Below are 20982 nucleotides of genomic sequence, written 5' to 3'. Positions count from 1 at the left end.
AAGAAGCGGGAAGGGTACAAGAAAGCGGGCACTGCAGCAATGAAATGAAAAGGGGCGCGAAACGCCCCTGATTTCGCTTACTCGAACAGCCTGCGGTGTAATGCAACGACGGCGCTATCGGCAGTGTCGCCCGGCAACAGGAAGCTGAGATTATTATTGGATGCGCCGTGACAAATCATGCGTACCGCATGTTCGTCCAGTTCGGCGAAGGCATCACGACACACCCCTGTCCCCTGATGAAGCTGATTACCAATCAGCGTCACCAGCGCCAGCCCGGTTTCAATCTCAACCCGACAGTGGGAGGAGAGCGCCGTCAGCAGTGACGTGGTCAAGGTGTGATCTTCCCCGGATGTCGCGCAGGTGGGATCGAGTGCCAGCGCGATGCTGCTTTCCGAGGTCGTAACCAGATCAATATCCACCTGATGCTGTGCCAGAATAGCGAACATCTCAGCAAAAAAGGCATAGGCTGGCTGCGCGTGAAGACTGTGCAGCCTTAACAAGGTTTGCTTACGGCGAACGGCAATCGCACGATAAAGCGGCGGATTCTCGGTTTCACGACGCACCAACGTGCCGCCTGCAGCGGTATTTTTACTGCAACCGACAAATACCGGTATATTCTTGCGCATCGCGGGCAACAGCGTTGCCGGGTGCAGCACTTTCGCCCCAAAGGCGGCCATATCGCTGGCTTCAGCGAACGAGATGTGGTCGATACGCTGGGCTTGCTGCACAACGCGAGGGTCAGTGGTGTAGATACCCGCAACATCTGTCCAGATATCGACGCGTGATGCCTGTAGCGCTTCGCCCAGCAGGGATGCGGTGTAGTCGCTGCCGCCGCGCCCCAGCGTCGTGGTATGCCCGGCGTGATCGCTACCGATAAAGCCCTGAGTGATCACGATGGCCTGTTCGATACGCGGACGCAGGTGCATTTCCACCTGTTCGGCGACCTGGCTAAGTTCCGGTTCCGCACAACCGTAAACGTCGTTGGTGCGAATCACTTTGCGCGCGTCAAACCATTCAGCCTGGGCCTCGCGTTCGCGAAGCACTTCAGCAAACAGCAGGCTCGACATCAGTTCGCCGTGGCTCACCAATTCATCGCTTAATGCAGCCGATGGCGTTGCCTGCGCGGTTTCAGCAAGACGAGCAATATTATCAAGCAGTTGATCTATTTCTTTACTGATAACCGTTGGCTGTTTTAGGCGGGAAATAATGTTGTACTGGATGGTACGAAGAGTATCGATTTTATCCATACGGTCGCCGCTTTCCAGACCTTCAGAAAGCTCGACTAACAGATTAGTGACACCGGCGGAGGCAGACAATACGACCAGGCGTACCTGTTCATCTGCAAGAACAATACTGGCACTGCGATTCATCGCGTCAAAGTCAGCAACGCTGGTACCGCCAAATTTGGCAACGACGAATTGTGGATAAATGCGTGTCATAACAATCTCATATCAGGGCGCCATAAAAGATGGCTAGAAAATTTTCATTCTCGGCATAAGGGAAGTGACTTCGCCTTACGAAATGTCCGCCCGCGAACATTTCTGGTGACAACCCAGGATATACATCCCGTTGTCGATAACGTGTATGCCTCTTACGCGTTACCGGTGTGATGCGCATTAGTTCATTTATTAGCGTGTAGTGCAAATAAGCGCGCCATAGTAAGTGATTTATCTTTTAGGATCGATGTTTTTATTATATTTATCGATAAACCAGTTAAAAAGAATGCCTTATCAGCAATTCCTGAACGTTATTAATAGTAAAAATGTGTAAAGAAAGCATAAAGCCATGACAATGTGATGGTTTACATGACGTTGTGCGTGTTTTGTTCATCAGTTACATTTTGCCTGAAATGGTAACGATTTTTAAAGTATGCGAACAGCAGAACCCCACGTTACATACTGATTCAGAAGGGAAAAATCCTAATAAAAACATCGCTAAAATAAATGATTGAGTCCTACGCTAAAACCACTTATATTAGCCGCGTTTTTTTACAGGCAGTCCCTTTAACCTTAATTCAACCCGGCGTTATTAATACCCGAGGTTGTGGGAGTGATATGATGACGGATAAAGTCCGTATTGATACTTTAAGTGCTAATTCATTACCACAAAGCAATGATACCTTTTTAGCAAGACAAGCTGAGTTTGAATCCAACGTTCGAAGTTATCCACGTAAACTGCCGCTGGCGATTGCCAAAGCGCAGGGCGTTTGGATCACCGACGTTGAAAATAATCAATATCTTGATTGTCTGGCAGGCGCTGGCACCCTGGCGCTGGGTCATAATCATCCTGACGTGCTTCAAAGCATTCAAAGTGTCATCAGCAGCGGCTTACCGTTACATACGCTTGACCTTACCACACCTTTAAAAGATGAATTTTCATCTTATTTACTCTCTTTATTGCCGGGTCAGGGCAAAGAGTACTGCCTGCAATTTACCGGCCCTTCCGGCGCTGACGCCGTAGAAGCTGCACTTAAGTTGGCGAAAAAAGTGACCGGTCGTTCCAGCATTATCAGCTTCTCTGGCGGTTACCACGGGATGACGCATGGCGCGCTTTCAGTCACCGGTAACCTGTCACCGAAAGAAGCCGTATCCAACATGATGCCGGAAGTGCAGTTTATGCCGTATCCGCATCAGTACCGCTGCCCGCTGGGTATTGGCGGCGACGCGGGTGTTAAAGCGCTGACGTACTACTTCGAAAACCTGATCAACGACGTAGAAAGCGGCGTGCGTAAACCGGCTGCGGTGATCCTCGAAGCGGTGCAGGGCGAGGGCGGTGTTAACCCGGCTCCGGTCGAGTGGCTGCAACGCATTCGTAAAGTTACCCAGGAACACGGCATTCTGCTGATTATCGATGAAGTACAGGCGGGCTTTGCACGTACCGGTAAACTATTTGCCTTCGAACATGCGGGTATTGAGCCAGACATCATCGTGATGTCTAAAGCTGTCGGTGGCGGTCTGCCGCTGGCTGTTCTGGGTATCAAGAAGCAGTTCGACGCCTGGGCACCGGGTCACCATACGGGCACTTTCCGTGGTAACCAGCTGGCAATGGCCACGGGCCTGACCACGCTGAAAATCCTGAAAGACGACAACATTGCTGACAAAGTCGCCGCTCAAGGCGAGTGGCTGAAAGGCAAACTGGCCGAGCTGCAAAAACGTTACCCGGTCATCGGCCACGTTCGCGGTCTGGGTCTGATGATCGGTCTGGAAATTGTGAAGCCGAACGAAGCGAAAGATCACATGGGTTGCTACCCGGCAGATGGCGAGCTCTCTGCGCTGTTGCAGAAAAAATGCTTTGAGTCTGGCCTGATTCTGGAGCGTGGCGGTCGTAACGGTTGCGTACTTCGTCTGCTGCCGTCTCTGCTGATCACCAATGCTGAGCTGGAAATTTTCCTCGATAAATTTGAAAACGCCTTGCTGGGCGCTGGCGTGAAGCCGGTTTAATCGGAGTTAATGAACGTGTCAGATAATAACCCGATTCTGTCCGGTTCGGCGCAAAGCATCGCCGCCTACCAGGATGCCATCGAGCAAAGCAGCAAAGCGGTCGTTGAATGGTTAAAACAACCTGAGATGTATCAGGGTAAAACCGTTGACGAGCTGCGCGAGCGTATTCATCTGAACTTCACCGCAGAGGGCCTGGGTAACCAGGCCACTATTGCGCGTGCTGTTGAGTACTTCCTGAAGGATAGCCTTTCTGTGCATCACGCGCAGTGTGTGGCGCATCTGCACTGCCCGAGCCTGGTCATCAGCCAGGCTGCAGAAGTGCTGATCAACGCCACCAACCAGAGCATGGACTCCTGGGATCAAAGCCCGTCAGCCACCATCATTGAGATGAAGCTGATCGAATGGCTGCGCGAACAGGTAGGTTATCCGGCTGGCGATGCAGGCGTCTTTACCAGCGGTGGCACCCAGAGCAACCTGATGGGGTTAATGCTGGCGCGCGACGCTTTCTTTGCTCGTCAGGGGCATTCCATTCAGCAGAATGGTTTGACCGGCGATCTCAGTAAGATCAAAGTGTTCTGCTCTGAAAGCGCACACTTCTCTGTGCAGAAGAATATGGCGCTGATGGGCCTGGGTTATCGCTCAGTGACTCAGGTGAAAACCGACGTATATTCTCGCATGGACATGGCCGACCTGAAAGCCAAACTGGCCCAGGCGAAGGCCAATGGCGAGCAGGTGATGGCGATCGTCGCTACGGCGGGAACCACCGACGCCGGTGCTATCGATCCGCTGGTCGAGATCACGGAGCTGGCTGCGGCCGAGAATATCTGGGTCCACGTGGATGCCGCGTGGGGCGGGGCGCTGCTGCTCTCTGAGAAATACCGTCACTACCTGAACGGCCTCGAATCCGCTGACTCTGTCACGCTTGATTTCCATAAGCAGTTCTTCCAGACCATCAGCTGTGGCGCTTTCTTACTGAAAGATGCGCGTCATTATGAACTGATGCGTTACCAGGCAGCGTACCTGAACTCTGACTTTGATGAAGAGCAGGGCGTGCCAAACCTGGTGTCCAAATCTCTGCAAACGACCCGTCGTTTCGATGCGCTGAAACTGTGGATGGGCCTTGAAGCGCTGGGTAAAAAGCAGTATGCCGAAATCATTGATAACGGTGTAACTCTGGCGCAGCAGGTCGCAGAATTTGTTTCCGCACAGCCGCACCTGGAACTGGTTATGCAGCCACAGCTGGCCAGCGTGTTGTTCCGTTTCCGCCCGGAAGCGGGAGATGCTGCGTTTGTTGCGTTGCTCAACCAGCGTATCGGTGACGTGCTGCTGGCATCCGGCGCGGCTAACGTCGGTGTCACAGAAGCTGACGGTGTGACGTGCCTGAAACTGACACTGCTGAACCCGACCGTTTGCCTGGAAGATGTCAAAGTTCTGCTGGCGAGCGTGAAAGAGACGGCTGAGAAGCTTTTAACGCGTTGATATTAGCGAAATAAATTAAGCCTCTGTTTTCACAGAGGCTTTTTTTTATGCTACGCCTGTTCCGCCATCAGAACACCACACCTGCCCGGAAGCATATGAACAACTGTCGGATGCCAGTAGAACATATAACGGCGCAATCTCAACAGGCTGACCGGGTCTGCCTAATGGCGTGTCTTCACCAAAGTGCTGAACCTTCTCCTGGGGCTGACCGCCACTGGACTGCAACGGTGTCCAATAAGGGCCAGGCGCTACCGCATTGACGCGGATCCCGCGGGGGCCGAGTTGTTTTGCTAATGATTTTGTGAATGCTACGTTGCAGGCTTTAGTCTGTGCATAGTCCAGTAGAATTTCGCTGGGTTTAAAAGCCTGTACGGAAGAGGTATTAATAATCACCGCACCTTCTGCCAAATGGGGCACAGCAGCGCGAGTTATCCAGAAGGGGGCATAAACGTTGGTTTTAAACGTGGCATCAAAATCAGCGGTAGTGAGATCCTCAATGGCATCGCAGTATTGCTGTCTGCCGGCATTATTCACCAGAATATCCAACCCACCTAAGGCATTGACTGCGTGCTCAATCAGCGTGTCACAAAAAGACTCCACGCGAATATCCCCTGGGATGGCGACAGCCTTACGTCCCTCAGCCTGAATCAGGGCGATAACAGCTGCAGCATCCGATTCTTCTTGAGGTAAATAACCAATGGCAACATCGGCGCCTTCTCTGGCGTAAGCAATAGCCACTGCCCGACCAATTCCTGAATCTCCGCCGGTGATCAGCGCTTTTTTACCGGCAAGTTTACCCGAACCGATATAACTGGTTTCTCCATGATCCGGTAATGGCTTCATTTCCGAGGCCAACCCAGGCATTTGCTGAGGTTGTTCAACAAATGGTGGACGAGGGTAATGTAGCTTTGTGTTATTTCCTGAAGTCATACCGGGCTCCTTATGTAGTGAATATAAATAATAGTCTGTGTAAGAGAGTTGCGTTGCAAATTTCATTAATTCAGATTTATCAGTGATTCCATTCTGGGCCCCCAGAATTTTGGAGTGCTGAATTTATCTCAGATACGAAAATCCGTCTCCATGGTTGAAAATTCCTATTAGATTAATTATGCATTCAATTATTTCAATCAAGGCTACGCTTAAATTGATCGTTGGTTTTATAAGTCATGACCTGAATGTACCTGAATTAACGCAATAGTGGAGATTGAAATGGCTAATTATCAACATATTGAAGAGAGAGAATACGATACTCTTTATCCGACGGTGAGCACTTCTGCTTTTAAAAAAATATCTTGGAGCGCTGTCTTCGCGGGTGTCGTTATCTCCATTGTTGTCTATTTACTTCTCATTATTCTGGGTTCGGCGATTGGCGCAACCACGGTTGATCCGCTCCAGGAGGAAAATCCACTCAATGGGCTGGCGACTGGCGCGGCTATCTGGACGGGAATTAGCATGATAATTTCCGCTGCAGTAGGCGGTTTTATCGGTGGTTGGCTCGCTTACCGTCACGGCGCAGTGCATGGTGTACTCGTTTTTGGCGTAAACACACTTATCTGTACAACGTTTCTGCTGATGTTAGCCAATAGTGCGACAACCGGTGCGTTAAATATTGTTGGATCAGGAATGCAGGCTGTGGGTAGCGGGATTAAATCTGTCGCACCGTCAGTTGTGCAAACAGCAAAAGAGAAAATGGATGAAAATAATATCAATCTCGATGACTTTCAAAATCAACTGGAGCTGACATTAAGACAGACCGGTAAACCCGAATTGCAACCTGAAGCCCTCGAGCAAAATGCACGTAATGAGGGGAAAATGGCACAAAATCAGGTGAATCAGGGCGGAGATATCACTCAATTTATAAAGGGCCTTACCGATAGAAACAGTGCAACGTTTGAAGCGGCAGATCGTCAGGCACTTAAAAATATAATCATTGCACGAACCGGTAAAAGTGATGCCGAGGCTGAGCAAATGGTTAATCAGGCAGAGCAGAATTATCAGGCGGCTCGTCAAAAATATGAGGAGTTGAAAAAAGAGACTGCGCAAAAAGCGCGCGAGGCGGCTGATAAAGCAGCAGCTGCCGCCGCCAAAGCCAGTTGGTACAGCTTCTTTATGCTTATTGTCATGGGCGTAGTTGCTGGCGCCATGGGGGCTGTGGGTTATCGCCGTCAGACCCACGTGGCCGTGACGACATCACCGCTGTAATTATCATTTTATTTTCAGAAACCGGCCCAAGGGTCGGTTTTTGCTATTAGATTTACTGCATCACTTCTGGAAAACAAAGGAATATGATGGTGAACATTCTCTGCAAAGCCTGCGGTACCTCTTATTCAGTTAAATGTGGCCCCCCTGAACGATGCACAATTTGTGAAGATGAAAGACAATTTGTTCCCGTTTCTGGTCAGGAATGGATTTCTCCGGAAACCTTACACGCAAACCATAGCAATCAATGGCAGCAGCTTTCGCCCACATTGTTGACACTGGAAAGCGTACCTGCATTTGCCATTGGCCAACGAGCATTCCTGGTAATGACTCCAGCGGGCAATATTCTGTGGGATTGCATTGCGAATCTTGATGATGCGACCCGAACACTTATTTCAGCGCTGGGTGGGCTCAAATCGGTCGCGATTTCACACCCACATTATTACAGCACGATGCAAGATTGGGCGGAGGCGTTTGACGCACCAATTTATCTGCATGCTGACGATCGGCAATGGATTGTCAGAGACAGCCCACATATACAACTTTGGCAGGGTGACACATACAGACTTGATGAAGAAATCCAACTCATCCGTCTGGGGGGACATTTCAGCGGGGGAACCGTGCTTCATTATGCTAAAGGGAAGGGTGTGCTGCTGTCTGGCGATATCATTCAGGTTGCACCAGGTGGAGATTCTGTATCCTTTATGTGGAGTTACCCAAACATGTTGCCGCTATCTGCTGCGACGGTAAGTGACATTGCGCAGCGGTTGCAGCATATTAAATTCGATATTATCCACGGCGCGTTTAGCGGTAGAGATGTGTATGGTGATGGTGCATTGATAGTCCAGCGTTCAGCCACAAAGTATGTGGAGTGTCTGAGGTAAGTTTTGGACGCGCTACGTAAAATCTGACGCAAGACTTGCCCGTGTTGATTCTCAGGTTTCACGTAGCGCACGGCAAGGCAGGGCATAAAAAACCGATTAACCGTCCAATTACTAACTGAACATTTGTGATGCCAGATTTCATTTAACTTATGTTGAGTAAAAACTAGGTTCATGGATAATTTTGTGGCTACTGTATTGTTTTTTCAAAGATTCTAAGTTTCCATGAGTAATTCACTTCATGAACTAAAACTATGTATCTAGCATTAGCTGACAGTTAGTTCCGGTTCATAAAACCATCTTACATCACATTTTCACAACGAACACATCATAGCATTAGATGGTTATCTGATTGATCTATTGAATAAAAAATTGGTTGCGATAGCATAGATTTTATCAAGGCTTATGTCTCTGAGGGCGGTAGCGTTCTTAATTAAATTATTGACAAGGATGTGCAAATCAGCTAGGAATTTTGTAGAGATTCATGCGTATAACGCTGATGATACCTTACTGTCAGAACGTCATTACAGATGTCAGCGAATCAACGGTTCGTACCGATGACTGCTGTGATGCACTCATGGAGATTTAAAACAGAAAGTTTGTGAGTGAGGTGCTGGTAGATTCTAGGGCGCATGAATAAAGTACATATTGCACTAACGCGGTAAATTTTAAAACCTAATTTAAATCGTATGCAGCCTTAGATCTCATGCCTAACGACACTATAAATTTTTGCTTTTAATTTAACAGAAGCCGGAATTCATGTGGAGGAAGAGAGCAAAGAGTCGTATGGCTGTTTTCATCGTACTAATCAAGACTGACTGGTTTTGCCAGAAGGGAGATAAGCTCAGTCCGTAGTAGCCAGCTAACTGACAAATTAATTTGTCGGCCCCTTGCCCGTGCTTATATAAACACAATTATATAAGTTTCTAATCCAGCAGTTTTTCATTTTAAGAGGAATTTAAATGTACAATGGTACACCTACTGAAGTAGAAGAAAAACTCAGATCATGTCAAGTGGAAAGTATTGGTGTAGCTGCAAAATATTTTAGATCGCGCTCATCTGGATCATGTCTTATAAGCTTGCCGACAGGTGCAGGGAAAAGTGGTGTTATATGTTGTCTAAGTCAATTCAGTAAATATAAAAACATATTAATTGTTACATATCGAAGAGCTGTTTGTGATCAGTTGTATAAACAGATTAGAGGTGATTTTTTTACTAAACTAACCGATTCTGGTAAATCTAAATCACTTACAATTAAAGATGTGCATAATGACATCAATAAAGAAAGTAACAGTGGGATATTTTGCACTACCTTCCAAAAATTGCTAAAAATCAACAGTGATGAGATCAATAAAATCTGTGATGAATTTGAGTTGATCATTATTGATGAAGGTCATTCCGAACCATCGCCAGAATGGGGAGGAATTATTCGTAAGTTTAAAGCAAAAAAAATAATAGTGACTGCCACACCATACCGAAACGACTTATTTAGTTTTGATATTGATACAGATCACTCATATATATATACATACAAAAATGCCATAGAAGAAGGCATAATATCAGCACCTGTTTTTGCAAAAGCAAAAAAGGAAGATTTAGTCAGTGTAGTAAGGGATTACTTAAACAAAAATAGTGATACATTGTGTATTGTCAAGTGTGATAATTTTAAAAACATATGCGAATATTATAATCTTTTTAAAGATGAATTTAAAACGCTTGCGATTCATAGACAATTTGAGACTTCACCACTGGATGAGAATTTATATAATGTACCAAGCAATTTATCTGAAAGCCCTTATAAAATACTAATTCATCAACGTATGTTAGATGAAGGTATCGATCTTCCGAATGCAAAACTACTAATATTAACCTATAGTGTTCGGAGTGGTAAGGAATTAGTACAAACAATGGGGCGTGTTGTAAGGTGGTACAAAGACAAAAGCCCACTGGTTATAGACTACAATGAGTGCACCAACGTTGATTTATGGGAGAACTACCAAGAATTTGATAATTACTTGACGGATAAAACATCTTTAAGGAAATTCATTAATACTTTAAATACAGCATCTTTAGTTGAAAAGTATTTAGACGCATTTCCGGAAATTAGTTATTTTGACGCGACATATAAAAAGAAATTTGACTTCAAAACATTCAACCCTTCCACATCCTTAAAAATACCTCTCGCGTCAGTATGTTTTTATTACAAAGATAAGGGCTTTAATCTAATTGATTGTTTAGATAAAATATATTGGGAATTTACAAGAGAAGGGTCTTTATCAAAAATTGATAGTGACTCTGGCATCATTACATCAGTTTGTTTTGACAGTTCCAGATTTCTTAAGGATACGTTATTCTTTCAACCATCACTTGAGTTTGTAATTATACGTGAAGTAGGTGATATTGTTGCGATTTATGATAGTCGCGGTAGAAAATACAATAAAAGAATTGAATTAGGTATCAGACAACCAGTTGGCCCGGATAAGCTATTTAAGCTAATTTCGCTAAATGAAAAATCTAAAACAACGCAAGCTAGCACAAGGGCTATACAGATTAATTCACAGCAAGCAGAAAGTATTCTTTATGTGTCTGATAGGTTAGAGTCAACGACTTCAACTCAAGCCAATGGAAGCTATGCAGTATCAACTACAATAGGTTCTAATCTTCATGATGATCTTTCGATTATGTCCTCATATTATTTAGGCGTAGGATCCGGCCGTGTTAGTGATCAAAAAGAAAGACAATTTAGTTTTGAAAGGTTTTGTGAATGGGTTAATGATGTAAAAACCAATTTAGAAGGCGCTAACAAAGTATCTAGTTCATTTCTTAATTCGTTTGCTCAAACTGTTGATGGTATACCTACTGAAAAACCAGTTGCTTGTATTATTGATCTAAGCAACTATAACGGTTTGTTGAAAGTGTATTTTAATGGCAAGCACAAAAAAATAACATCAAACTATCTATTTAAAAAATATAATTTTGGCATTTCTTTTTTTGACAAAACACTACTTCCGCTTGTTATAAACACCAATGGAAGTAATCTATCAAAGATGGGGGGGGCCATAAGGTCAGCGATATTCTTACCTCGAGAACTAGATTTTTATGTTGACAAAGGTGAATTAAAAACACGTAATCAAACTCTAACCTTTATGGTTGATAATGAAGTTGTTAATGAAAGTGATATTTTTAACAATAACACCGTGAAATTAATATTTGACAATGGAATCACTTACTTAAATGGTCTGTTTTATAAATTTACTCTCCCCACAGACAATGCAAGAGTTGCAGATGAATTTTTCTCGAGATTTGTAGAATTACAAGATTTGTTGTCAGGTGGATTATCAGAAAAAGATGAGGATGGATTGATCGGAACTAGTTTTAGCCCCTCATCGATATTTTATTTGATAGATCAACTGTCAAACCTGAGAACTAAATCTGTGCAACTATCTCAATTGGGACCATTTTATCAATATATCCCTAATGTTGATTTGATTCTTTGTACGGATATGGATACAGAACCAGCTGATTTTGTTCTTTCTTCCAAAGACAAACTTATCTATGTACACATAAAATGCGGTGCCGCAGGAAAACCTGAATCTTCAGCAGGTTCGATTTGCGAAGTCGGTAGCCAAGCGATAAAAAACATACATTACTTGATTAGTAATGATAAAAATTTACAATTTGCCAATTTAACTAGGCTGAGAAATCCTTGGCCAAAATTAGGAGGTAATAAGCATAATATAGAATTAGACAGTAGAATAAGATTGTTTGAGGGAACTTTCAATATTAATCACGACATAAATGATGTCTTAGAAAAGATAAACAAACGAAGAGCCAGTTCATTAGTAAGAAAAGAAATATGGATCGTTGTTGGTAACGGATTTTCATTGAGTCATTTTAAGTCACAATTTAATCCTTCAGTAGTGAAAAAATCACAAGAATCAATGCAATCATATCAACTTATAGACTCATGGCTATTACAATCCAAAAGTCTTGGTATAGATCTTAAATTTTTTGTTTCTCCATAAGAAATTTCGCGACAGAGATCCTTAACGGTGCGTCGAGCTTCGACGGAATTCAGAATAATGATGGTCTGGTGTTCGGTGAATCGTGCTTTGCGCATGGCAATCTCCTATCAGAACAAAACCAGTATGCCGGATGATCTCTAAAAGTGAATGGACCGATATGCAGGGATGCTTACAGTGGGTCTTCGACCTTTATAAGCATAGTAAAGAATAGAATATGCCAATGTACGATAATCTGTGCACTCTATTACCTGCGCAAAAAAGTACACCAGAATTGTTTGTCTGGTTTGGCAAATCGAGATCATTAGGCGGCATAGCGAATGACTTTAAATGAAAAGCCCGATTCATCAATGAAGATTGAGAAAACAAAAACCTTGCCCCCAGCAGAGGGCGAGCGCCGGGCAATGCGTGGCTATATGGGCCAATATGAAAGAGCCGGTGCAGCCATTTATGCTGAATTAGAGCGTGGGCAATTGGAGTGGATAGGCGTGGCGGACCGCAGTGCGGGTATCGCTGATGATTTAGTACTTGGATTTAATGGCCTTATCGTTGGGCACCAGTTCAAAACGTCCCGTTTCCCAGGTACATTTACAGTACAGACACTCTTAGTAGGGGCTGATGGTCTGCTTAAGCCATTAGTTTGCGCCTGGCAAAATCTTTGTAGTGCTAACCCAACGTCTCACGTAGAAATTCGTTTAGTTGTCAACGACTATCCATCAGTAAACGACGCCCCCGGAATGGAAGCTCCAGCTCACAGTGCTGCCTTCCTTGATGAGTTTGAACATTTTCCCAAACGCACGCTTGAGGAATGGCGCTACAGTAACTGGGGCGGTTTAGTCGAAATATTGTTTCAACATTCTTGCCTAGGTGGCGATGATTTCGAGAGATTTTTTCATGCGTTGCGCATAATTCATGGCTCAGCAGCAGATTTTATACAATTTCATAAACTCAGTGCAGAACAAGCGAGACTGGCGTCTGATATAGCAAAAATATTACCTCAGTTGGTCTCCGATAAACGAGATAGGGACCGATGGTCCTGTGAAGAACTATTAAATGAACTAGGGTGGAAAGATCCGACCAAAACACGCCACGTACATCGCTTTCCCATCGGTGCTCACGTCCAACGCAACCGCGATACGGAACTACAACTTCTCCAGACGATACGCAACACAATCCAGGGCTATGTGGCATTGATTGGGCCTCCAGGTTCGGGGAAATCGACCTTGCTACAGACAACCCTGGCTACCGAATATAACACTCGGGTCGTGCGCTATCTGGCTTTCATACCGGGAGCTGCGCAAGGTGTAGGACGCGGGGAAGCTGATGATTTCTTCGAAGACATTTCTGCCCAGTTACGCAGCAGCGGGCTGCCTGGGCTTCGCCTTCGAGACAGCAGCCAATTTGAAAGGCGCGAACAATTCGGTGAACTGCTCAAACAAGCTGGCGAGCGTTATCAACGTGATACAGTAAGAACCATCATTATTGTTGATGGGCTGGATCATATCCCCCGCGAAGAACTACCAGCCCATTCGCTGTTAGGCGAATTGCCGCTGCCTGCAGCCATCCCTTTGGGCGTGACATTTATACTTGGTACCCAGCGACTGGAACTCAGGCATCTCAAACCCGCAGTACAGGAACAGGCTGGGCATCCGGATCGTCTCGTAACAATGCATCCACTTGAGAGAGTGGCGGTCGCCAGGATGGCAGACGTTTTGGGTCTTGATTCAACCATTTCGCGTGTAAAACTTTATGAACTTAGCCGCGGTCATCCGCTGGCGGCCAATTATCTCATTAAGGCACTGTTATCGGCAGATGAACAGGACACATCATGCATCCTCGCCGGAGGGATGGAATTTAATGGCGATATTGAATCAGTTTACGCATCCGCCTGGAGAGAAATCGCAAACGACCCTGATGTTATGCATGTTCTGGGTTTCATTGCCCGTATCGAAGCTCCGATGCCGCTGAAATTGCTGGCAACAATCGTAGATGCTCAGGCGATAGAGCGTACCTTAAAGACCGTCCGGCATTTACTCAAGGAAACCTCAAAGGGGTGGACTGTATTCCATAACAGCTTCCGTCTATTTGTGCTCTCCAAACCAAAGATAACACTGGGCAGTATAGATGAAACCTATTCACAACATATTTATCGTGAATTAGCTGAACTATCTCGTCATGCACCAGAGCATTCATTACAGTCCTGGCTAACACTGCGCTATCTCGCCCGGTCAGGAGAGCGTGATGAACTTCTGGTGCTCGCAACGCCAGCATATTTTCGACACCAGTTTGCACATGGACGTTCCTGTTCAGAGATTGATTCGGACATCCACTTGGCTCTGATTGCTGCACGTTCCACGTATGATGGTGTAATTGCCACACGGTTGCTACTTTGCCGTGAAGAGATATCCAGACGAACTCAAGCACTGGAGTATGCTAATGAACTTCCGCGCGCGATGTTAAAAGTTGGCGATATTGATGCGGCGATCTCTTTCGTCCAGGACTTTCCCAATGCGGGCTATGAAGTTGTTGACCTGCTTTTGGAACAGGGTGATTTTGACCGCGCGAAAGAACTGTTTGAGCACCTTGAGCCATTGTCTCACTTGCATACCCCCAGATTCGAGCACTATGGGGACTCGCATAATCTACAAGAATTCAAAAAATGGGCAAAACGAGTTTTTCACTTCCGCGACTCTGAGCAAATTAAGCAGGCAATAGACTATTTGACCGTTGAGGGGTTAAAACACACCACAAGTGTATCAACAGATGAAAATATTACCTCTATTCGCGAACAGTTAAAGTGGACAGTGGTCGAGGCAATTGTTAACTGGCAAGCAGACGTTAATATTCAGGATACCTGCAATCAGTATGGCATTCATGAGCAAGAGATACCGGTTTTGATGACTCAGGCTGGATTTACTGCTAGAGACAGAGGAAATAATATCTTAGCATTGGAATTATTTAAGACTGCCATGGCATTGTCTGATTTTAATGATGTTTCTAATGGCGGGCGAAGATCGATTGCATTATTTTATGCCACCTCGGGTTGCACCGATCTGGCTTCAATATTATTCGAAAACCTTTTTGCACCTGCAATTTCGATGGGAGACAATGAATTAGAATCAACAAAAGCACTGACTCTTGCAGCCATGGAACATGCGCAACTTTGCGTTTTGCTCGGCAAATCCCTGCCCGACGTAGTCACCTCCACACACGCTATCTTACGACCGCTGCAGACACATGCTTCAGAAACGGGACGCTTGTTGGGGCTGTCCATAATAAATGCATCATGCATTCCTTCTGGAAATATTCAAATGGTCTGTCGCATGGTGATGAGATATGTAATGCAACTCAATAGCCATTCTGGAAACGATACCTATCAGGCTCAATTGGCATTGACAGCTACATCACCACTGATTTGTACATTAATTAAAATTTCTGCGCTGCGTGGTAAGGTCGAATATAATTCAGTACTAAATGAAATTGATAATGTAATGCCTGCTTTAATATTAAAAGGCAATACACTACTCCGGCGTGAAATAGCATTGGCAATGTATCAGGCTGACGGTGACCGTGAAAGGGCGGCCGCCAGACTTGAGCATATGGTAAACGAGTTGGTAGAAAATACACCTAGCGAACAACTCGAGACCCTGTCAGTTCTGGCAAACAGCTTTGCTGCAATTGGTGATGTTGACCGGGCACTAAACTTACTTGCTTCGATACATGACCACTGTTTAGGCTACGCTCTGGCAGCGCGTAAGGACCCTTTATACTCTGTCTGGAAAGACATATTGATTTTGGCCAATGCGGCAGACCCAGAACACCGTGCTCAACGAATAGGTCAGTTGATACGACAGGTTGATGGTATGAAGGAAACCGAGGGAGCATCTGCCGCATATCGTTTGACAGAAGTGTTAATCAATGAAGCAATGCGTATGAATGCGCACAGTGGTTATACCGTGGCACAGAAACTCAGCAACTGGGGGCTGATTCCATGGCCAAATCAGGTAAATGAACTGGTAATTGGTATGCTAGAACGCCGTCCTGAAATGGTGTTTCTCTGTACACCAATTTGGTGCGGGCTATGCCTTCCATTCTACATTGAACCCTATTATCGTGACCCTACACATGTAGGCAATTATATTGACGTTGCTGCAAATGCAGCGGGGCCTTCATCGATTGCCAAACTGGTATCAATTCTATTACCGGCAATCCAGGTTCATAGTCGAGCTCACGAGCGACTCACACTATTAAATCGCCTGAGCAAGGCGGCATTGAGACACGGTTATACCGATAACCAACTTGATAATGCCATTACTCGATGGACTTCAGAGGCCCCCGAAGCCCGCCGCTCCTACACGCCACAAAAGTACGACGAGGCTTCAACCCTTGACGAACTTCAACAGGCATTTGAATCAAATGATTCAGAACCTGAGTATCATGCGCCTTATCGTTTTTGTGAGCTTGCAAAGTCCGCCGCATTAGACAAGGTGGTGAAAATGTATGAGCGCTGGCATTGCCTGCAGTCGGATGCACGTTGTCGTTTTTTGGTTGCAGAGCGGCTAGTTAATGCGGGGGACACTACGTTAGCCAGAAAATTAGTTGATGATTACGATACCAGTAGTGACCGGGAGATGTCATGGAGCCAATGGTTAGGAGGAAATCGATTCCGTCTCTTCCGCGCGCGTAAGCTACTCGATGGCGCAGCAATTCATCATGAAGCATATGAAGACTTCATCAGTTCAATTGTGGCGGGGAAAGAAAGCACCATGTCGTTGCTAACAGATATGGCCGACATTCTTCCTGTGATCTGTGAGTCGCCAGACTGGCCCGCCGTTTGGTCTATCTTAGCAGAGCAGATGTCTTTCACTCGCGAACACCGTATTGGTGAAATTTTCGAATTTGAGAATGAAAATATAACCGACGAAGAGTTACTCGCGGAATTGCTCCATTTTTCATTACGATTGCCTATCACCGAAGCTCGACAACATGCAGAGAAAACTGCACTAATTCTGGCGGAACATTCAACAGGAGGGCAAATCGTATTTGAGCACACTATCACACGACTCCTGACTGGCCCCCTTGATGAACCACTCCAGGCATTGCAAGTTTTGCTTTTGCTAAAACAGAACCACTTTGCAGCTGAAATTGGTGATTTAGTCTCTGGCCTTACGAATCATCGTGATATAGCTGTTGCTGAAGCTGCGTGCTTGCTAGCACAATATTGGCAGCTACCTATATCGATTGATTTTCATCCGTTGCCGTTGACATATCGATTGGCACTCGACGGAGACCCTGATCATGAACATGCTCTGTTAGATCCTGTGAGTGGGGCGATGCGTATTGAAGTCGACTTAGGATGGACGCAAATGCTTCGTCCCGTTGCAAGGAGACTTGCAGAGCTGGCTGATTGTGAGGAAATGAACATACGCCAGCGTGCCGCAACGTTTATCCAGCAATGGGGAGGGCTGGCAGCCTTTGGCCCTGGAGCAACAAAAAAGACCGAATCTCAGTTACGCACACTCTCAATGCAAATCTCCTATCTTAAGCCCCATGCTTACATTGGCATACTGGCACTTCGTCATGTCGCTGGAGAGCTGAGCTTGGCAGGCTTGCTCTCACCAAGGGATAAACCATCGCTACTGGAACAATTGGATGCAGCACTTCCGCCAGCACCTCGCCCTGAAATGCAAATCCGACCAACTGGCATTAGGCGACCGCTGAAAGTCAAGGATGCCCCGTGGAGTGAAGCTGAAGAAATGTGGACAAATTTGGTTGAAGAGGATGTAAAACCCTGGAGAGATCGTGCCGATGAATTCGTAATAGCCGAGGTTTCACAATTCAAAATGCATGATACCCGGCGAGCTGAATACCAGGTCTATCGAATTAGCGCACCTCAAATTCATATTTCTGATGCCAAATTCATGGCATGGTATCAAAGTTTGCCCGCAGTCGTTTGGCTGGGTCAAATGATCCCACTCGACGAAGACCTCGCACCGACAATAGTCAGACGTGTAGTCAGTTCCATCGGGACAATGTCTTCGCCGGGATATGCCATTGCATTATGCCCTAATATCCAGATGCATCTGGGATGGCATGAATGCAGCGAGATGCCTAATATTTATACCGACCAGAATTCAAAAGTCGTAGCAAGATTAGTGAATTGGCGAGACGCCGGACCAGTTGATATTGATGATGATTATATATGGGGGGAAGGTTGCTATCTGACGCTTTCCAAAGCAGGCTTGATACAAGTCCAGACTCTGTTTGGTGAGCTCACCGTACGTAATTTCGCAAGCAGATCTGTTCGGCAATTACGACAAGGCGAAGCGCAAATGATAAAGACAGCTCAGAATCTTTTCAGTACTACTTTCGACTCGCTGGATTAATGACACGATTTTGAGGAACCTCCTTATGTTAATCAGCGCATATTCATCATCAGTGGCCTTATCATCCAGCTTATCTTTTTGTTTTAAAGCGATTGTTTCCCGGTCTTTCCGGGTCAAATTAGTCTGATTGGTATAACGATCATCGGATACATATAGTAGTGCTACTAATCTGAAAGCATGATGGTTTACTAAATTTTGAATCTTAACGCTACGCCCCTTGTAGTTGGCTATGTTGGGATCGCCTAGCCGAGCAGCTCTATTCAGAGTATCCATTGCGCTACGTACGCCATCTGTAGCCAGATAGATGGGAAGCGTTTGTCCAGCTAACTTTAAGAGAGCGCAATACCAGCGTTTCAAAATAATCACAGTTGCTACAGCAACCGAAGGATATGTTGCATGACGAAGAGAAGGGTGATTTTTTCATCGGTACCACCTCCGTTCAGGCAGCGTAGGCCATGCCGGAACTCTTTTTCTGAATGGAGCAGGATTTCAGGTCAGGGTTGGAAAAATCAAATCCGGATATCGGATCTGATAGCGGAGCGCAAGAAAATAGTCAGCGGCGAAAGACGATGTGATCTGTGCACAAACTTTAAGCCAACACTTGAAAGTATGCTTTTTTCCGTTATCCTGATCGACTGCCATTTTTCAGGTAAGCATAACTCTGTAAGTAAAGGGGTCTCAATGCCAAGTATACGGAAGCATCGTTCTTTTCTCTCTCTTTCGCGTCGAAAACGTCGGCAAAAAGTGATTCAACTGAAAAATCGGCTCCGGAATACTCGTCATATCTATGGTGGTGTTTTCTACGATGAATGCGATATAAATCAATATGATAACAGCGAAGATAATATCTGGAATTGGAGCGACATTTATTTTTTAGGTCTCCGGCCTGACGTATTATGGAATGCTGAAATCATTACCGCGCAGACGGCTTTTAATGATGTAGTTGGTTCATTAGCTTTCGAAGAAGCCTATAGTTTGTTGAATACACATCAGCGTGAAGAAGAATTTAGGCTAGATACCATGCAACGTGATAGTCCAGGGCACCTTACTCGCTATGCAATATTCAATGGATTAACTTTTTCTGAGTATCTTTCGAAGCGTGAACAAGAAATAGCGCTTTATACTCCGATACAAATTTTCAGTGAGTACCGTTACTTACCTGACTATTCCTACGGAATCGGCCTTAAAATGATTGTTGATGCGCCAGCTTTGAACGTTGATGTCATAGAGGCTGCTATTAGAGATTTTCGCCTTCGCGGTGAATCCGAATGGCAATCAAATGAAGCTATTTCGACATCCTCACAGTTATAGATTGAAAGAAATTGAAGGGAAGGTCTCTTTTTGAGCAACACTCTAAGAACGTGAGGAGCAATATTGGGTGCAACCTGACTCTCCTCAAGGAACATAATCAGGATAGCAGCAACTGCAGGTGACCCCGAACTCTAAACAAATTCGGAAAACCGGAGCCTTTCTGCAGTAAGAGGCAAGTAAGGGGATGAACCATCGCATTATTGCAAAATTCTTCTGGTCTATGTCATTGCAGACGCTGTGCCATGTGTCCGCTGGTGAGGCATTTTCATGACCATCCGCTTTGCATAATCACCACAGTTGCGCATTTTATGATACCGTAAACGCCGATGGGTGCGCCATATGGGATTTAGCCCAAGTTCCACAATCGTCGATGATTTGGCTAACTGGGGCAGTCGAGGGTAAATGCCCACTATAATTCTCGGCTTCATTTTTTCGTATACGAAAAATTTTAAGCAATAAGACACACCACAGCAAAACGTGGCACTGACCACGTGAAATCAATGAATCGCCACGGGTTTAACAGACACCTCAGAGTCATTTAAAATGGCTTAAAGAGAGGTGCCCATGAGCGGTAAACGTTATCCCGAAGAGTTTAAAATTGAAGCAGTCAAACAGGTTATTGATCGCGGTCATTCTGTTTCCAGCGTTGCAACACGTCTCGATATCACCACCCACAGCCTTTACGCCTGGATAAAGAAGTACGGTCCGGATTCATCCACTAATAAAGAACATTCAGATGCTCAGGCTGAGATTCGCCGACTCCAGAAGGAGTTGAAACGGGTTACTGACGAACGGGACATATTAAAAAAAGCCGCGGCGTACTTCGCAAAGCTGTCCGACTGAGGTACGCCTTTATTCGTGACAACTCCCGTTGCTGGCCTGTTCGTCTGCTCTGCAGGGTGCTGAATGTTCATCCCAGTGGCTTTTACGTCTGGTTTAAGCAACCGTATTCTCAGCGCCACCAGGTAGATCTGAGACTGGCGGGACAGATCAAACAGTTCTGGCTGGAGTCCGGTTGCGTTTATGGTTATCGCAAGATCCATCTGGACTTGCGGGATAGCGGGCAACAGTGCGGAGTGAACAGAGTCTGGCGACTGATGAATCGTGCCGGGATAAAGGCTCAGGTCGGGTACAGGAGCCCGCGAGCACGCAAAGGCGAGGCCAGTATCGTATCGCCCAACAGGCTCCAGCGACAGTTCAATCCGGATGCTCCGGATAAGCGTTGGGTAACGGACATAACCTACAGTGTGCCCGGAGTTCAGGG

The 20982-nt window shown here is 45.7% G+C and carries 9 protein-coding genes and 2 pseudogenes; 8 read left to right on the top strand and 3 right to left on the bottom strand.

The window, feature by feature from the left end; translation table 11 throughout:
- Positions 1-77 precede the first annotated feature (77 nt).
- Positions 78-1439 carry a lysine-sensitive aspartokinase 3 gene (lysC, locus tag F0Q32_RS13340; RefSeq protein WP_149463463.1) on the bottom strand — a complete coding sequence of 454 codons (1362 nt, stop codon included), beginning with the start codon at positions 1437-1439 and terminating at the stop codon, positions 78-80.
- A gap of 615 nt (positions 1440-2054) precedes the next feature.
- Here lysC and F0Q32_RS13335 point away from each other — a divergent pair.
- Positions 2055-3440, top strand: coding sequence for a diaminobutyrate--2-oxoglutarate transaminase (locus F0Q32_RS13335; protein ID WP_041686241.1), 1386 nt, complete (start codon positions 2055-2057; stop codon positions 3438-3440).
- Between the two features lie 15 nt (positions 3441-3455).
- Complete coding sequence (locus F0Q32_RS13330) at positions 3456-4919, top strand: aspartate aminotransferase family protein (protein ID WP_149463533.1); 1464 nt, start codon at positions 3456-3458, stop codon at positions 4917-4919.
- A gap of 45 nt (positions 4920-4964) precedes the next feature.
- Here the strand turns inward: F0Q32_RS13330 and F0Q32_RS13325 are convergent, their stop codons facing one another.
- Entirely contained in the window at positions 4965-5849 is an 885-nt protein-coding gene (locus F0Q32_RS13325) for an SDR family oxidoreductase (protein ID WP_149463462.1), read from the bottom strand.
- A 279-nt stretch (positions 5850-6128) separates the two neighbouring features.
- Here F0Q32_RS13325 and F0Q32_RS13320 point away from each other — a divergent pair, with 279 nt between their 5' ends.
- The 4 genes from F0Q32_RS13320 (at position 6129) to F0Q32_RS13305 (ending at position 18407) form a co-directional block, all read left to right on the top strand.
- Positions 6129-7121 carry a hypothetical protein gene (locus tag F0Q32_RS13320; protein ID WP_149463461.1) on the top strand — a complete coding sequence of 331 codons (993 nt, stop codon included), beginning with the start codon at positions 6129-6131 and terminating at the stop codon, positions 7119-7121.
- Between the two features lie 89 nt (positions 7122-7210).
- On the top strand, positions 7211-8002 hold the full coding sequence (locus tag F0Q32_RS13315) for an MBL fold metallo-hydrolase (RefSeq protein ID WP_188016864.1): 792 nt from the start codon (positions 7211-7213) through the stop codon (positions 8000-8002).
- 959 nt (positions 8003-8961) lie between these two features.
- Positions 8962-12024: a DEAD/DEAH box helicase gene (locus tag F0Q32_RS13310; RefSeq protein WP_149463460.1), complete on the top strand. Its 3063-nt coding sequence runs from the start codon at positions 8962-8964 to the stop codon at positions 12022-12024.
- A 317-nt stretch (positions 12025-12341) separates the two neighbouring features.
- A complete protein-coding gene (locus tag F0Q32_RS13305) occupies positions 12342-18407 on the top strand; it encodes an ATP-binding protein (RefSeq protein ID WP_149463459.1) in 6066 nt (2021 codons plus the stop codon).
- Here the strand turns inward: F0Q32_RS13305 and F0Q32_RS26540 are convergent.
- A pseudogene (locus F0Q32_RS26540) lies at positions 18360-18794 on the bottom strand (hypothetical protein); the annotation flags it as partial. The gene F0Q32_RS13305 and the pseudogene F0Q32_RS26540 overlap by 48 nt on opposite strands.
- A gap of 294 nt (positions 18795-19088) precedes the next feature.
- Between F0Q32_RS26540 and F0Q32_RS13295 the strand changes: the two are divergent.
- Together F0Q32_RS13295 and F0Q32_RS13290 are read left to right on the top strand one after the other, a co-directional pair.
- Positions 19089-19718, top strand: coding sequence for a hypothetical protein (locus tag F0Q32_RS13295; protein ID WP_063430230.1), 630 nt, complete (start codon positions 19089-19091; stop codon positions 19716-19718).
- A gap of 564 nt (positions 19719-20282) precedes the next feature.
- Positions 20283-20982, top strand: a pseudogene (locus tag F0Q32_RS13290) (IS3 family transposase); the annotation flags it as partial.

It is taken from the genome of Pseudocitrobacter sp. 73 (assembly GCF_008369545.1).
In the GTDB taxonomy this organism is placed as follows: domain Bacteria; phylum Pseudomonadota; class Gammaproteobacteria; order Enterobacterales; family Enterobacteriaceae; genus Pseudocitrobacter; species Pseudocitrobacter vendiensis.
This window is presented reverse-complemented; position numbering and strand designations above follow the sequence as displayed.